The 15,915-nt window shown below is 43.5% G+C and carries 17 protein-coding genes; all 17 read right to left on the reverse strand.

Annotated features, from left to right (window positions below; all coding sequences use genetic code 11):
* Positions 1-329 (reverse strand): hypothetical protein (locus tag WC676_08635; protein ID MFA5060669.1); only part of this gene is annotated, 329 nt, incomplete at its 3' end.
* Positions 330-337: 8 nt separating this feature from the next.
* Positions 338-1,381: a hypothetical protein gene (locus WC676_08640; protein ID MFA5060670.1), complete on the reverse strand. Its 1,044-nt coding sequence runs from the start codon at positions 1,379-1,381 to the stop codon at positions 338-340.
* The gene (locus WC676_08645) at positions 1,381-2,031 is read right to left on the reverse strand and encodes a prepilin-type N-terminal cleavage/methylation domain-containing protein (protein MFA5060671.1); all 651 of its coding nucleotides are present in this window, start codon (positions 2,029-2,031) and stop codon (positions 1,381-1,383) included. Before WC676_08645 ends, WC676_08640 begins: the two co-directional genes overlap by 1 nt.
* Positions 2,032-2,035: 4 nt before the next feature.
* Positions 2,036-2,464 carry a prepilin-type N-terminal cleavage/methylation domain-containing protein gene (locus WC676_08650; GenBank protein ID MFA5060672.1) on the reverse strand — a complete coding sequence of 143 codons (429 nt, stop codon included), beginning with the start codon at positions 2,462-2,464 and terminating at the stop codon, positions 2,036-2,038.
* Positions 2,421-2,870 carry a type II secretion system major pseudopilin GspG gene (gene gspG, locus WC676_08655; protein ID MFA5060673.1) on the reverse strand — a complete coding sequence of 150 codons (450 nt, stop codon included), beginning with the start codon at positions 2,868-2,870 and terminating at the stop codon, positions 2,421-2,423. The genes WC676_08650 and gspG overlap by 44 nt, the downstream gene beginning before the upstream one ends.
* A 13-nt stretch (positions 2,871-2,883) precedes the next feature.
* On the reverse strand, positions 2,884-3,687 hold the full coding sequence (locus WC676_08660; GenBank protein ID MFA5060674.1) for a hypothetical protein: 804 nt from the start codon (positions 3,685-3,687) through the stop codon (positions 2,884-2,886).
* 7 nt (positions 3,688-3,694) lie between these two features.
* On the reverse strand, positions 3,695-4,903 hold the full coding sequence (locus WC676_08665) for a type II secretion system F family protein (protein ID MFA5060675.1): 1,209 nt from the start codon (positions 4,901-4,903) through the stop codon (positions 3,695-3,697).
* A 21-nt stretch (positions 4,904-4,924) separates the two neighbouring features.
* On the reverse strand, positions 4,925-7,174 hold the full coding sequence (locus tag WC676_08670; protein ID MFA5060676.1) for an ATPase, T2SS/T4P/T4SS family: 2,250 nt from the start codon (positions 7,172-7,174) through the stop codon (positions 4,925-4,927).
* Between the two features lie 19 nt (positions 7,175-7,193).
* Positions 7,194-8,672 (reverse strand): F0F1 ATP synthase subunit beta, encoded by a 1,479-nt coding sequence (gene atpD / locus WC676_08675; GenBank protein MFA5060677.1) that lies wholly within the window; start codon positions 8,670-8,672, stop codon positions 7,194-7,196.
* Positions 8,673-8,693: 21 nt separating this feature from the next.
* Positions 8,694-9,545 carry a F0F1 ATP synthase subunit gamma gene (locus WC676_08680; GenBank protein ID MFA5060678.1) on the reverse strand — a complete coding sequence of 284 codons (852 nt, stop codon included), beginning with the start codon at positions 9,543-9,545 and terminating at the stop codon, positions 8,694-8,696.
* A 21-nt stretch (positions 9,546-9,566) separates the two neighbouring features.
* Positions 9,567-10,313 (reverse strand): F0F1 ATP synthase subunit delta, encoded by a 747-nt coding sequence (locus WC676_08685; protein ID MFA5060679.1) that lies wholly within the window; start codon positions 10,311-10,313, stop codon positions 9,567-9,569.
* A 65-nt stretch (positions 10,314-10,378) separates the two neighbouring features.
* Complete coding sequence (locus WC676_08690; protein ID MFA5060680.1) at positions 10,379-10,675, reverse strand: hypothetical protein; 297 nt, start codon at positions 10,673-10,675, stop codon at positions 10,379-10,381.
* A gap of 5 nt (positions 10,676-10,680) precedes the next feature.
* Positions 10,681-10,956: a hypothetical protein gene (locus tag WC676_08695; GenBank protein MFA5060681.1), complete on the reverse strand. Its 276-nt coding sequence runs from the start codon at positions 10,954-10,956 to the stop codon at positions 10,681-10,683.
* Entirely contained in the window at positions 10,937-11,251 is a 315-nt protein-coding gene (locus WC676_08700; protein ID MFA5060682.1) for a hypothetical protein, read from the reverse strand. Before WC676_08700 ends, WC676_08695 begins: the two co-directional genes overlap by 20 nt.
* A gap of 8 nt (positions 11,252-11,259) precedes the next feature.
* Positions 11,260-12,816: a F0F1 ATP synthase subunit alpha gene (gene atpA, locus WC676_08705; protein MFA5060683.1), complete on the reverse strand. Its 1,557-nt coding sequence runs from the start codon at positions 12,814-12,816 to the stop codon at positions 11,260-11,262.
* A gap of 93 nt (positions 12,817-12,909) precedes the next feature.
* Entirely contained in the window at positions 12,910-14,268 is a 1,359-nt protein-coding gene (locus WC676_08710; GenBank protein MFA5060684.1) for a hypothetical protein, read from the reverse strand.
* A 23-nt stretch (positions 14,269-14,291) separates the two neighbouring features.
* A partial coding sequence (locus tag WC676_08715; protein MFA5060685.1) for a hypothetical protein occupies positions 14,292-15,915 on the reverse strand: 1,624 nt, incomplete at its 5' end.

Raw genomic sequence — 15,915 nt, forward strand, 5'->3', positions numbered from 1 at the left:
TCCTCGCGTGAATAAGGAGTATGGCGTCCGGCCTGCAGATCAATAATAGATTTTATTTCGTTGGGGTCCAGGGAAGGAATTTCAATATTTTTCGTGATCGTGGTATTGGGGTTGACAATATAAATGCCGTTTGCTTTTTTGAGCTTAAAATCATTTAAGGCGGAGGTGATCAGCTTCGGTAATTCCTCGGGCGATATGCCGCGGACATCCCGGAGAATAATGCCAAGAACTTCCTTGCCCGAAGAAGAAAACTTTAAATGAGCGATCTTTAAAGTTTCTTCATTAAAGGCAACGCTAACATAATGTTGATCGGCGCTTAAAAGGCTCATCGGTTTTTCTAATATCCCCCAAAATGGTCTTGCCAGTATTCGATTTTTTTATCCGCAAGATTGAAAACACACCGCACAGTTAGCTTAGAATCCTTCTTCGCTATTTTACCGCTGCTTTTGATCAAATAAAAAGAAGAATTTGTGCAAAATTTCCTCAAACCATTTAAGTAATTAATCTCGTCTTCTTCTTCTTTGTTTATTTTAACGAATTTTTGCAAATTGCTAAAAAGATCATAGCTGGCTGAAAAAATAAAGTCATCTTCAGTGGCCTCGATCCCGTCCGGGCCCCGGCGGACAGATAAGATCTTATCCGTCAGCTCCCCGCTCGTCCCAACCGCCATCAAAACAACCCGCGATGCCGTATTAAGATTCACCGCGCCATCCCCATAAACCGTTACAAAGGAAGACAGCTTCTTTAGGATCTCCGGCGTCATTCCTTTGACGAGCAAAAGTTCATCGATGAGTTCAAAATCACTATTTTTCGGCTCGTAAGGAAATTGGAGATTTTCATAATAAGCATCGCTCGAAAAACCCTCGATCTCACTTTCACCGTATTCACGCCAATCAATGATCGACAAAGCAAGGGCGTGAGCCTGCTCACTGTCCCATCGCATCACATCAGCGATCAGGCGCTTTAGACCTAGCAAATCGATCTTATTGACATTGGCCTTACGCTCCTCATCAATAACCCCGAAGCGTTTCTGAAAATTTACCGCCGCATCATCAAAAGCATCGTAGCTGACTTCACCGACAGAATTTTCTATCTCAATTCCCCGATAATATCTGTCATTATTATATAGGTTTATCTTTCCCTGGACCGATAAAACTTGATTATTTTCTAAAAATTCGCTTTGGATCAGCACGATCGCTTTCTTAACCCCCGCTTGCGCGATATCATTAAGCCGCGCGCGTTGTTCCAGCCGGGCAAGCAGAATAATTTTCTGCCTGACACCAACTCCGAGATAAACCGCAAAAATACTGAGCAAGGTCATCGCCCACAAAGCAAAGACCAGAATACTGCCATTTCTTTTATGGTAGAATAACGGCTTCATTAGTTACCCACCGGAATTGATATAACTTTTTTCATCTGGCCAATGCCTTGGCCTTGCTTGAATTTAATATCAACCAGAACAAACGAAGGAATGGCATCTTTCCCCTTGTTTTCTATGACGTAGCCGCGGTTGGTCTTGTAACCGTATTGGAACGTTACCGACTCAATGGACTTTAAAATTGGCTGGTCCGGGCCAAACTTATTTTTCAAAGCTTGGCTAAAATTGGCTTGCCGACGATATAGGTTGCGGCGATTCTCGTCAAAATAATATTCAACGCGGCCGATCTCCTTTGCGTAACCAGCCTCTTCGACGCCTTTAACCTTCTTTTGATCGATCAGCGTTGATACGATCGTCGCAAATGTAATGCGCCCCGGTTTTCCGTCAAATCCTATATGAGAATAGACTGAATAATTACGCAAATCTCCCTCTAATTTCTCAAAAAATAAAGAAATGTCTTCTTCAATGATCGGGCGGCAACCTCTCTCCCAGATCTTTAATCCGTTCGCGAACGCATTAAAAACCGCCAAGCTGATAACGGAAAACAAAGAGGCGACCAACAGCATCTCAACCAAGGTAAACGCCGATTTTCTATTTACAGCCCGACGTCGTCGATTTCCCGCAACATTAATATGGTTTGTGGTTTTTATCATCGTATTAAAAATCAGCAATGTAGGCACTGCGCGAGAGAGTTTTCTTTTGAACACCTTCAGCCCAAGACACCGAAACGGTAAGGTCATAAAGGCTTTCTAATCCATCAACGCTTTTAAAATCTAGCACATAACGAAAATCGACCGGGCGATTGTTGATCAAAACTGTTTTTACCTCTTGTTGGGAACCAAAAACAATTTCATTCTTTTCCCGGAAGATTCGCTCGGTGGTCTCAATTTTTTGGCTTAAAAGATCTAAGGCGTGCAGACGATAAACAACATGGTTGGAATAATTCAAGGAGATAAAGAATATTCGGTAAATAAAAACGATCCCGGAAGCCAAAACGGCTACGGCCACCATTAATTCAACGAACGAAAAACCAAAACGGTTTTTAGTCGCCCCAATTGGTAACGTCGTCGTCTTCTTTGCTTTCATTTTTTCCTTTTGAATAAAGATCGTAATCAGAGCGATGTTCACCCGGTGAGGCATATTCATACGACCGACCCCATGGGTCAACCGGCTTTCTTTCAATGTAAGGCCCGTTCCAATTGGAAGCCGCAGGATTACCGCTCGGCTTTGATAAAAGCGCATCAAGCCCTTGGCTTGTGGTAGGAAAATTGCCGTTATCAAGCTCATAAAGCTTAAGGGCTGTGGCTAAATGCGCGTCGACATCCGCCTTCGCCGCCGCAACTTTTGCCTGGTCGGATCGTCCGGTCAAACGCGGGATGATCATGGCCGATAAAGCGCCAATGATAATAACAACCAGCATGATTTCAACCAGAGTAAAAGCGCTTAATGCACGCTCTTTTCTTATTGTTCTATTTTGTTTTCCTTTGATCATAGTTCCTCCTTTATTATTTCAAATAAACAACCCAATCATTTTCAAAATCTTGAACCGAACGGATCCTTGGATATGCACCGCGTAAAGCTTCTGCCATGGTTCTTCCTTCCCTCAAATACCGACAGAGCAACCCAAAACTATCACTGCCGTATTTTTTCATAAGAAAATCTACGACCGAAACACTTTGCCCATAAAAAAGACTGGCCAACGATTGATCTTTTACTTTACGTATATCCCAATTCATAAAAACATCGAATGGAATATACATCTTTTTGGCAACAAGCCGAGGCATAACCTCCTGCGCTTGACTTCGTTTATCGGATTCGTAGAACTGAGCAACACCTTCCTCGAACCACAAAGGCATTTTCACTTCAAAGCCTACGAAATCCCTCAAGACAAGATGGCTGATCTCATGAGGAAGTATTCCATCGATGAATCCTTCTTCTTGCCGAAAGGTGGCAATGAGCCGCGAGTGAAAAAGATACGAATCGCTATCGGCATATCCCCGCGACCATGCGGGCTGCCCGGTGCTACGGCTAAATGCCGCCTGATCCGCGAAAATAATGATCCGAACACGTTCTTCCCAAGTCCAGGAATTCGTATGCCTCGCATAACCGATCTTGCGCGTGATCTTATCGTAATAATCTTCCGATGCATTCAGGATTTTTCGCGCCGCCGGTTCATCTTGTTTAAAATTGTAATAAACAACAAAATGTTTTCCTTTAAGTTGCTGCCAAGGGCTTTCTTGCGCCCCCTCGCCTGCTTGAATGCAAAAAAGGGCTATAAAAATCCCAAAAAATAGATTTCGTATCGTCATTTAATCATTAGCGCGCCAAGACATCCATCTGGAATATCGGCAACATCATGGCGATCACGATAAATCCGACAATTAGTCCGACGGCTAAAATCATTGCGGGTTCAAGAAGAGTCGTTAATGTTTTAATGATCTCGTCTGTTTCTTGTTCGTAAGAGGCCGCGACATCACGCAGTGCTTCTTCCAGAAGCCCTGCCTCCTCTCCCACCACGATAAAATTAACCATGATAGAAGGAACGATCTTAGAATGTTTTAAGCCATGTCCGAGCGTCGATCCCGATTCTAGATCTTTTTTAAGCCCGGATAGTTCTTGGCGGATCTTTTCATTGGAAAGAATTGGTAAAGCAATATCGATCGCCTTTATGATCTGAACTCCGCTTTTTAAAAGAAGTTCTAATGTCTTCGCAAAACGCGCGAGTTCCGACTTAAGAATAAGGTTCCCAAACAAAGGCAATTGTAACTTAAAAACACTTAAGCTCAATCGTCCTGCGTTTGTTTTTGCCCAACGGTCCAGCAAGATCCCGGCGACAACAACAACCAAAAGGATCCAAAACCATCCCGTCCTTAACGCATCGCTTGCCTGCATGAGGATCTTAGTTGGCAGAGGAAGGCTTTCTCCGGCTTCAATAAAAAGATTTGTGATCCGCGGCATAACAAACGTTAAAATAAAAACGATCGTGGCAAGGCCGACAACTCCCATAACGACCGGATAAGCTAAGGCCGTACGTACTTTTGACGACAACTCTTCTTGACTGCGTTGATATTCGGCAATGCGTAACAGCATTTCTTTTAAACTGCCTCCCTCTTCTCCTACCTTGATCATCGCGACATAAAAAGATGAGAAGACAGCCGGATAATCCGCAAGGCAGTTGGAAAGAGAGCGGCCTTCTTTAACTCCTTTTTGAATTCCAAAAATGATCTCTTTTAAATAAGGATTTTGCGCCTGTTCCCCGATGATAGTCAACGCGCGCAACAAAGAAACGCCCGACTTATTTAAATTGGCTAATTGTTGGCTAAAGATATACAGATCTTTTGATCTTATTTTCTTGGCTGACAATGACCCTTTCCCAGCGGAGGAAGATTTTCTCTCTTCAATAGCGATCGGAAGAAGCCCTTCACGATGCAGCATGTCGATCGCTTCATCCTGGTTTTGCGCCTCCAAGTGTCCGGAGATAGTTTCCGTTTGCCCTTTACGTGCTTTGTAATGAAATGTCGGCATAAGATTTTTCCTTAAAAGTTTTTATGCGTTTGTACTTTCTTTTTCCGGAACCCTCAGCTTCACAAATTCGCTAATTTTAACGCGGTCAGCGCTGGTGATGTCGAGATAGTAGACGGCGATATTAAACGTATTGCGCTGGTCATCTTCTTCAACGCGGCAAACCTTAGCCAAGCAGTCGATGCTGGGTTGTTTTGGGTCTAACTGTATCTTAACTTCTAAGATGGATTCGACCGACATTGGTTGCGCCGCAATAAACAATAGCCCTCCGGCGCTTAAATTCTTTGTTGCGGTTGAATGCTCAACATTATCACCCTTTAACGCAAAGGCATCATCCTTGGCTTCAACTTGAAAAACTTTATAACGGATCGCTACTTTAGTTGCCGCGCGAGGGTAGATCCTCCCCCCATATTGATTTTCAGTCGCCAGAACTTCCTTGCTAACAACACGATTCGCGACAGGAACATCTGCAGTCATCGGCGCAGTGATCGTTTTTATTTCTTTTTTTACCTTCTCATTCTGAGGAACTACTTCTTTCTGCATCCAAGAGTAGTCTTCCTTCGTCGTTACATTCATAACTTCCGACGGAGTGGTAACGCCTTCAATGACTTTTCGCCAGCCGTCCTGCCGCAGTGTTACCATGCCTCGCGTCATAGCCAGTTGTTTGATGTGATCTGCTCGCGGCTTTTCCAAAACAGCCGCTTTAATGACATCATCCATCACCAATATCTCATGAATTCCTGTACGCCCATAAAAACCGGTATGATTACACTGATCACAGCCGCGCCCCTGATAAATCCTTATTTGATCAATATTGGGCATTCTCAAGGCTTCGGAAATTTCTTTTTTGATCTCCAGAAAAGGGCTCATCGCTTGTTCTTTGCAATTAGGGCAAATAACCCGAACAAGGCGCTGCGCCACAAATGCTTCAATGCTGGAAGAAACCAAGTAAGATTCTAGGCCCATCTCGATAAGCCTGGTTACACCGCTCGCAGCATCATTGGTATGCAAAGTCGAAAAAACAAGGTGTCCAGTTAAAGCGGTCCGTATCGCAATTTCGGCCGTCTCCAGATCGCGGACTTCACCGACCATGATAATATCCGGGTCGTGACGCAAAACACTGCGTAACCCGGCCGCAAATGTTAAATTGACTTTCGGACTTACCTGGATCTGGGTCACATTTTCCATTTCATATTCAATAGGGTCTTCAATGGTAATGATCTTTCGCTCGGCAGAATTAATTTCATTCAAACAGGCATAAAGAGTGGTGGTTTTCCCGCTTCCGGTAGGGCCGGTCACAAAAATGATCCCGTGAGGCTTCTTGATGAGCTCCCGGAATATTTGCACATTTTTCAAATAAAGGCCGAGTTTCTCCAGGCTAAAAAGCATTACCTTGGTAGGCAGGATTCTGATCACCATGCTTTCCCCGCTGGGAGTCGGAATGGTTGAAATACGCAAATCGAGTGTCTGCTCATTAGTTTTGACCACCGCGCTTCCGTCTTGCGGAAGGCGTTTCTCAACAATGCTCAAATTGGCCATGATCTTAATTCGCGAAAGAATAGGCAAAAGAAAATGTTTAACTTCGGAAGGCAAATTAGCATCAACCAAAACACCATCAATACGATAACGAAATCTCACCTTATCGCGGTAAGGTTCAATATGAATATCGGTCGCGCGTTTCTGATACGCCTCAAGAATAATTTGATTAACAAGTTTGATGACGGAGGCGTCTTCACTTTTCTTTTCAATGTCCTCGACGGATTTCTCCGACGTGGAAGCCGCGGCTGTTCTTTTAACAACATCCTTGCTTAAAATACGGTCAATGGTATCTGCCGCTAATCCATAATATTTTTTTATGGCATCAATGATGTCATCTTCAAGCGCTAAAACCATTTTGGGCTCAAGGCCAAGATGAACGCGCAGTTCATCTTGAACTTTAATATCTAAAGGCGAATTAACCGCTAAGGTCAGCACACGATTTTCAATTTTAACCGGCATAAATTTATAGTACCAGACAAAGCGCACCGGGATTCTTTCGATGACACTTTTCTCGATCACGGAATTCCTTAAATCAACCGTCGCCAAGTTGAGCGCCGCGGAAAGAGCGATAAGAATTTGTTCTTTGTTCACAAGGGCCAAGCGCAAAAGATAATGCTCAAACGATTCGGCAACACGCTGAGCCTGGATAAGAGCATTTTGCGCGTCTTCCGACGATAAAACCTTATTCTTTACTAAAGCATCCGCAAGAAGTTTTTCTGTCTGTCTGTTCATCATAGAATTTTAGAGATAAATTTTATGCTACAGGGGCTTTCCCGATCATATAGAACGCTTCCGGCTTTACCTTGTCATAAACTCCGCTTAAAATCTTAGCACAGCTTTCAACATTGTCTTCCAGCTTAACAAACTCTCCCTTTTTCCCGGTAAAAACCTCGCTGACCGTAAAGGGTTGTGTCATAAAATTAAATAACTTTTGCGCGCGGCTATAGATCAAACGGTCATCCTTATTAAGTTCTTCAACGCCGATAACGGCAACAATTCTTTTTAATGAATTAAACTTATTAAAATGCGTAATAACATTTTGAGCGATATCAAAATGTCTTCGCCCGACGATGTTGGGATCAAGATTTGAACAGGAACTCATTGTAGGGTCAATGGCCGGATACATACCTTTTTGAACTAAATCCCGCGAAAGAACAATAACGCCGTCTAAATAACTAAAGATCGCAACGACCGCCGGGTCTGTCATATCGTCGGCAGGAACGTAAACAGCCTGCAAGGCCGTAACAGAACCGCCGCCTTCCAAAGAACGAATTCTCTCTTGGACCGCGCTAACTTCAGAAGCGAGGGTAGGTTGATACCCCGTTTCGGCAGGAACTCGCCCTAAAAGCGTTGAAACTTCCTGTCCTCCTTGAATAAAGCGGAAAAGATTGTCCATAAACAACAACACATCTTTATTTTTAGATTGAATATATTCGGCCAATGTAATTCCGGTGTTGACAACTTCCGCGCGCGCGCCCGGAGGCTGATCCATCTGGCCGAACGTCATCATAACCTTTGAAATAAGTTTATGCTCTGTTAACTCATGAAAAAGTTCGTTTCCTTCGCGGATCCGTTCGCCGATCCCCGTAAAAACACAGGCGCCGCTGTGTTCCTTAACGATATTATTCATGAGCTCAAGGATAACGACTGTTTTTCCGCAACCGGCTCCTCCTAAAATCCCGGTTTTACTTCCTTTAACCAAAGGGAAAAGAAGGTCAATGTATTTCATTCCCGTTTCCAGGATTTGCGGTTTTTCCCCTTTCTTTCTTTTAAGATCAAAAGGAACCTGCTTAATATGGCGCCGGATCGGCGTTGTCATTGTTGCGGCAATCGGGCCGGCATTGTCTAAGGGCTTTCCGGTCGCGTCCATAACGCGTCCATAACATTCGTCTCCAATCGGAATGGCAATAGGCTGAAAAGTGTTATAGCAAGCGGCGTGGAGCTGAAGGTTCAAGGTGTCGCTTAAGGCAACGCATTTGACGACTTTCGTTGTCAAATGTTCGGCGCATTGTAAAATAACACGGCGTTTGTCAAATGTATAAGCTTCGATAACGTCATACAGCGCCGGGATATCTTTGGGATTGTCAAAGCTCACGTCAACAACCGGCCCCTGGACCGAAACGATCTTTCCTAATCCTCGACGACGTTCCGGAGGCTTGACGGCCGCCGCCAATGGCGCGGAAGGTCCGGGAACTTGGCTTTGATCTTCGGGTTTTGGTTCTTGATTTTCCATAAATATAAGAAATTCTTTTGATTACCTTCGGGTCATTAACCGAGAGGTAAAAACCTCTCTCATACTTTTATCAATGTCGCCTTTTTTAGCTTTATTAAATGCCATCTGAACGCCTTTTTTTTCTTTTTGCATCTTCTGCAAACTCGCCTCTAATTGTTGCGATTGAGCCGCGGCTTCGGAAATAGCCGTATCGTGAAGCATTTCATAAATACGACAGACCAGCCACATGTCCGCTAAATAACCGATAATATCAATTGGATCAGATTCTTCAATAACACGCTCAATGGCATCAACAAACTCGGCTTGTTTTGTTAAAAGCTCTTCACATGGAAGAAGCTTAATAACTCTCGGCTTTTGGACCAAGAAGTTCTTTGACCAAGGATAGATAACAATGGCCTTGCCCAATCTTTCTTCAAGAACTTCTTTGATAAGATAATCTTTGATATTAATAGCTGTTTGATAATACCCCGTTGCCTCGATCTCTTCAAAAACTTTCATGTTGCGCCCCGGAGCGGCCAGCTTTGCCGCTCCTTTCTTCCCGACAGCGATCAAAACAGAATCAGGAAATTTCGCCTGTTCGGCAAGCGCGGCTCGGATAACACGGGTATTAAGGTCTCCCATGAAGCCCGCTTCCGACGTGATAACAACAATTCCCGTTGCCGGATTATCATTGGAAACTAAAGGATGCCGGATCCTAGAAAAACTGATCATGCGAAAGAACTCAACAAACGATTCCCCGAAACGCATAAACCTATCTTTACGATTAGCCAATGTGTGAAATTTATTCGACGCCACATCTTTTAAAACCTGGATAATGGCGACCAATTCGATCATATCCTCCAGGTCGCCCTTAATTTTATTGGCTTTACCCATTTCTTTTTAAAAACAGCCTTTCTACTCGCCTTCAACCTTTTGCTTCAAGGCCGCGCCTGCTTCTTTGATCGTGTTCGCTAAACTGCCGTCCAGCGCCAAGCTTCCAAATCTAAGAACGACACCGCCAACGATCTTCGGGTCGACTGTCGCATTGACCTTGATCTCGCGATTCAGTTTTCCCTTGATGACTTTCGCAAGTTTTTCCTTGGCTGCTTCGTCAAGCGGATTAACAGAGACAACGTCTGCCGTGTCAATGTCCTGACTGATTTGCGCCATGTCAACTTTGTCTAACCCGTCAATGAATTCACTCACTAACTGCGTGTCCAAAGCCTTTTTAGCATCGGCGCTTAAGATCTGATTTAAGACCTCAATGGCATGATCAACAGTTTTAATTTCTGTTTCTTTCTCGATTTCTTGGCGGATCTTATCTTTCGTGCTCTGGGCCTTGGCAATAATTTCTTCGCCGTCATCACGAGCTTTCTTGATGATCTTATCGCGTTCAACACGCGCTGCCTCTTCAGCCTCTAGGATCATTTTCTTAGTTAGTTTATCAGCCTCTTCTTTTCTTTTTCCAAGCTCTTCTTCGGCTTCTTTGATCTTGCGTGTCAGCTCTGCTTGTTTCGTACGGACAAGCTCAGTATCTTTGTCTAAGCGTTTTAATGCCCCGTCGGTGCTTGAGATAAAGATCCGATGCAAAACAAACAACACCGCACCGGTCACAACAGCCATCAGGATCAAGAATTGCAAGATAAGCATAACGACATTCATAATTTTTTTCTCCCTCTTAAAAACATTTCGCGCTAAATTCCATCGCTATCATCATTAAGGACTAACTACGCTATTAATAATTCCTGCTGATAATTATTTTTAGCATTTTTCATTTTTGGCAAAGAATCACTTGAATCGATCAAGATCATATACGCGATCATCAAAAGGACCACTGAAACAAACTCGATCATAACAACCCAGATAAAGATATCCATCTGAATAGCGGAATTCTTGCTGGGAAAATGAGCCAACTTATTCAACATCTGATATCCTAGAAATCCTATTCCGATGCAAGGGATCGCCATAATGATAAACGTGCATGCAATTAAAAATATCCCCGCGCCCCAAGCGTCCCCGCTCATATCTTTTACCTTCCAAATAACTGGAATATGATTAGAATCGCAATAATAGAAATGGCTTCAACGAACGTCAAAAGCACGATCATCCCCATAAAAATCTTTGACGCCGCCGATGGATTTCGCCCCAAAGCTTTAATAACGGCATAGCCTAAAACCGCGATAACAACCGACGGACCCATAACCGCAATGAACATGATGGAAATGATAATAAGCGTTTCCGCCATGGCCGCGCCGGAATTTCCGAATATATCAAATTTTCTAAAACTAATCTTTTTCTTCAGCATACGCGATATCGTCTTTGTCTGATTTTTTCTCTACTTTGGGGCGTTCTTTTTGTTCGATAAGAATAATGCAATCATTTGCAAAAAATCTTATAAGCCCAACCTTGATCGGGATACTTTCCTTCCAATCAACAATGATACTGCCCTCTTTTAAAATACCAAGCACAGGATAATGATACGGCAAAATTTCATACTCACCCTGGTCGCCGGTCAAAAAAAGGCTTTGAACTTCATTCTCGTAAACAAGAGCATCCGGAGTCATAACGGTGCACTTAAAAGTACTTCGATAACTACCCATAGGTCAACCTACTTTGCCTTAGCTTCCTCAGGCTTTTTGGTTGTCGCCGCGTCAAGGGCATCCACGCCAACATTTTGATCACCGTCTGTTTCGTCGTCTTCCTTAGGTCTTTTTGCGATAATTTCTTTGAGATACTCATCTAAGACAGCATCCATCCCCTTGTTGATCGCATCATCCAATTTTCTTTTCTCGCGAATTGTTTTAACGAGATCCGGGTCTTTTTTTCTGGCGAATTCCAAGATTTCTTGTTGAAAAACCTTTACTTCAGGGATCATCATTTCATAGAGGACTTTTTTCTTTAAAGCATAAAAAATAAAAACCTGAGCCTCAAGCGCTACGGGACTATCTTTATCCTGCTTTAATAATTCGCCTAAGATCTCACCGCCTTTAAGTTGTTGAATAGCCTCTTCCGATTGTCCGGAAGATTTAAGTTTTGAGATGCGCATTAGCTCTTTATACTGAACGTATTCCAAACGTAACGAACCGCTTAGCTGCTTGATCGCCGGCCACTGAACTTTGCTTCCGACGCGAGAAACCGATAAACCCAGATCAACGGCCGGTTTTTGACCTTCTCCAAATAACGGCGTACTCATATAGATCTGTCCATCGGTCATGGAAACTAAGTTCGAAGAAATATAACCCGTTAAATCGCCTTCTAGGATTTCGACAATAGGAAAAAAAGTCATGGAACCGCCTCCATGGTCTTTGTCCATAAAAGCCGCGCGCTCGATCATTCTTGAATGCAAATAGAAAATATCTCCCGGATAAGAGTCGCGCCCCGGAGGACGGCCTAATAAAAGAGAGATCTCTCGATAGCACCACGCATGCTTAGTAAAATCGTCAAAGACCACAAAGACATCCTTGCTTTGACGCATATAATATTCACCGATCGAGCACGCCACATAGGGAGCTAAATATTGCTGCCCCGGAGGGCTGGATGCGGCCGCAGAAACGATCAGGCTATAATTAAAGCAGTCATGATCCTGGAACAGTTGCACAACCTTGGCGAGTGAAGACCTTGATTTTCCGATACAACAATAAATACAAATAACGTTGGTGTTTTTTTGATTGAGGATCGTATCCGTTGCGACAGTTGTTTTTCCGGTCATTTTATCGCCTAAAATTAATTCTCGCTGACCGAATCCAACCGGGATCATCGTATCAATAAGCTTAATGCCCGTTTCCAGTGTCTTGCGCAACGGTTCCCTGGTCAAAATAGCAGGCGCCTCGACAAAGATCGGATACATCTCATCGTATTCTAAGGGGCCGAGCCCGTCTAATGTTTCTCCTAAAGGATTAACAATTCTACCGATCAATTTATTTCCGACGGGAGTGTTGAAAGGTTCCAGCGTTGCGATGGCCTTGTCACCGGTTTTGATCTTTTCTGTTTCTTTAACAATAAGAACTTGAGCCTCGTTTTCATCAAAACCGACGATAATGCCTTCGGTGCCATAGCCGAATTTAATAAGCTGTCCGTTAATGCAGTTTTTAAAACCCATGACAACGACGATACATCCTCGAATGCATCGCACTGTCCCAAATTCCGTATAACGCAAATCAACCAACGATGATCCTCCTTTTATTCTTAAGTGATTATAGCACTGACCCTTACGAACGAATAAGGGAAAATCAAGAAATTATCACTGCGAAATTAAATTTTACTTTTCCGGTTCGGGTGACTCTTTACTTTCAGTTATTTCTTTAATAACGCCACCGGATTTTAACGCCATCTCCTCACCCATCACCTGAGACTTTCTCCACCAAACAAAGAAATGCACGGAAGTGAAAAATGCCACAAATGCTAAAATACCCCAGATAACTTTCCAAGTCGTTGTGATGGATGGTTTTTTGCCGAACAAAGCTTGAGAAATAGCCGTAATGCCTCGCAAGGCCTGCAATTTCTGCAAAACGTTTTTAACTTTGCTTTTTTCTAATTCTTCCAATTTCTTTGATTGAGCGAGAGCGAGCATTTTTTCCAGTTTAGAAAGATCCTGCTCAGCTTTAAAATAGCGGTCCTTGTTCGTCCGGAAAGCCCCAACATGTTTTTTCATATCTTGCGTTACTTTTTGGGACTCGTGAATTTTCTGCAGGCGATCAATGATGTTATTCAAAAGATAAGTTGCGCTGCTTTCAAATTCCGTACCTTTAACACCCGCAAAAGCACGATCAGCGCGATCCTGCAAGGCAGTCACGCGGTCATCGCGAATGCTCCAAACATCTTTTATGGTAATTTCGTATTTTTTTGTTTCGCTGGGCTTAAATTCTTCTTCTTTTGATAGATAGGACTGCTGTTTTTCATCATCATAACGGACATCGAAACCTTGCCGGTCAACAACATCCTCAGACGTCACTTCTTTTGGCAAATAGTGCTGATGTTTGACAGTTTTCGAGTCCTTTTCGGAAGGATTCTGTACTTCGATCACCAATTTTACGGTCTTAGCCGTATCGGCTTCGATCCTGCCGACAGGTGACTTTAGGAAATCTGCCGAAAAAGCGTTTTTACGGATATCGTTAAGATCATTAAGGTAGGCGCGGTATTCTTCAATGCGGCGCTCCACATTATCAGAATAGCTTTGCTGTTGAGCCATGATAATGTCTAGCTTTCTGTCCATCTCCTCTTTTAAGATCTTAGCCGTTTCGTAATACTGAGTTCCCGTTAGCGCATCCAAATTTTTACTCAGCTCATTTTTCAAGATATCAATCTCATCTAAGGAAATGCGCCAAACATCTTTGGTTTCGATTTTGATCGTCTTTGATTCTTTTGGCTGAAGCTCCAGAAACCCAGAAACAAAATAAGAACCTTTATCGATGTCGTAATCTAGTGCTAGCCCAGCAGTGCTGATAACATCTTCTGGCTCAAGCTCTCGAGGAAGGTAATATTTGATGGGGACGCTTTTGGTTTCAGTTGAGGAAGGATTTACGGCAACTAAATTAATATTAACAGCCACGGCAAGGCCATGCGCTTTAAAGAAAATTGTCGCGGCTAAAAATAAAATCAAGATTATTTTTCTAGTCATTTTCTTAAAAAACACCTTAGGTGTTATTCCCCGCTTTCAAAATAAGTTTTAACGACAACGTCTTGGGTTTCAACGGAATCCTTAAGGGCTTGGACTTTCGCATTGATCTCATCAAGTTTGTTCTGTATTTTAACTGAATCGCTCGCTTCTTCTTTGCTGAGCCCTTCGGTGGCCATGCCTGTTCCGCCAACACCAACCGCTTGAGCACTTTCATTAACAAAATTTGTTAAAGTCGTCACCATTTCAGAAGCTAAGGCGCCGGATTCAACTTGGCTTTCTGAAATAGCCTCAGCAGCCGTTCGAAGATCTTTTAAAGCGGCTTCAAGATTTTTAAGCTTTTCATATGCCGTTGGTGTTTGCCCCTTAGCGCCGAGTTCGATGCGTATGCCTTGAGCTTCGCCAAGCACAGCTTCGGCGCTGCTCTTGGCTTTTGCAATATTCTCTTTCATGGTTTCCAAGTTTGACAGAGATCCAAAAACGGTTGTTGCCGTTTCCGTATCCGTTGTTTGCCCGATCAGGGTTTCCAAGGTATCGACATAATCCGTTACTTTCTTAACATATCCGATAACGGTCGTTGATGACGATGTATCATCGGTCGTTCCGACATTAGTCTCAAGCTCGGTAACCTTGCTTAAAATACTCGACACATTTGAACTCAAATTGACGTCACCGCCGATGGAGGCTACCGCCGCGTAAACCGCAGCGATTTTCCCAAATAACGTATTTGCGGAAGAATTATCGCCCGTTGCGCCAATGGTCGTCGTTAGCGTATTCACAACAGAAAGGATCGTATTGACATTGCTGACAAGTGCCTGCGCATTATCGGCAAGATAAGCGATATTATTCCAGTTGATATTTGTGTGGCTCATCGAAGCAATATCGCTCCAATTAACTCCCGCCGTGCTTGAGGTGCCCATATCATCCCAATTGATGCCGATCCCAGACATATAGGAGATGTCGATCCAATTTACACCGGCAGTAGACATCGCCCCCAGGTCACTCCAGTTAACACCAATATCAGAAAGTACGTCCCAATCCGCCCAGTTTATTCCGGCGTCGGAAAGAGTATCAATGTCAGCCCAATTGATGCCGGCATCAGATAGAACATCCAGGTCAGCCCAATTAATACCCATGTCGCTTAAAACACCAATATCAGACCAATTAATTCCCGTATCGCTTAGCTCATTGATATCGATCCAATTGATACCGGCTGCGCTAAGCTCATTAATATCGCTCCAATTAATACCCATATCGGAGAGAACGTCTAGGTCCGACCAGTTAATGCCCATATCGGATAAAACGGATATATCGCCCCAATTGATACCGGCTGTTGATAGAGATTGAATATTGTCCCAATTAATGCCTGCTTCGGACATTTCATTAATATTAGCCCAGTTAACGTTCGTTTCGGAAAGCTCGCCAATACCAGCCCAGTTAACACCATTTGAACTCATTTCAGAAAGATTCGACCAATTAATGCCGGAATCTGAAAGAACATCCCAATCCGACCAATTGATGCCGGTATCAGACAAGACCTCCCAGTCGCTCCAGTTGATACCGGCTTTAGATAAGGTGTCCAGATCCGACCAATTGATACCCGTATCAGAGAGGATGTCCAAGTCCGACCAATTGATGCCGGTGTCAGAG

This window comes from Candidatus Omnitrophota bacterium (genome assembly GCA_041649175.1).
GTDB lineage: Bacteria > Omnitrophota > Gorgyraeia > Zapsychrales > JBAZNR01 > JBAZNR01.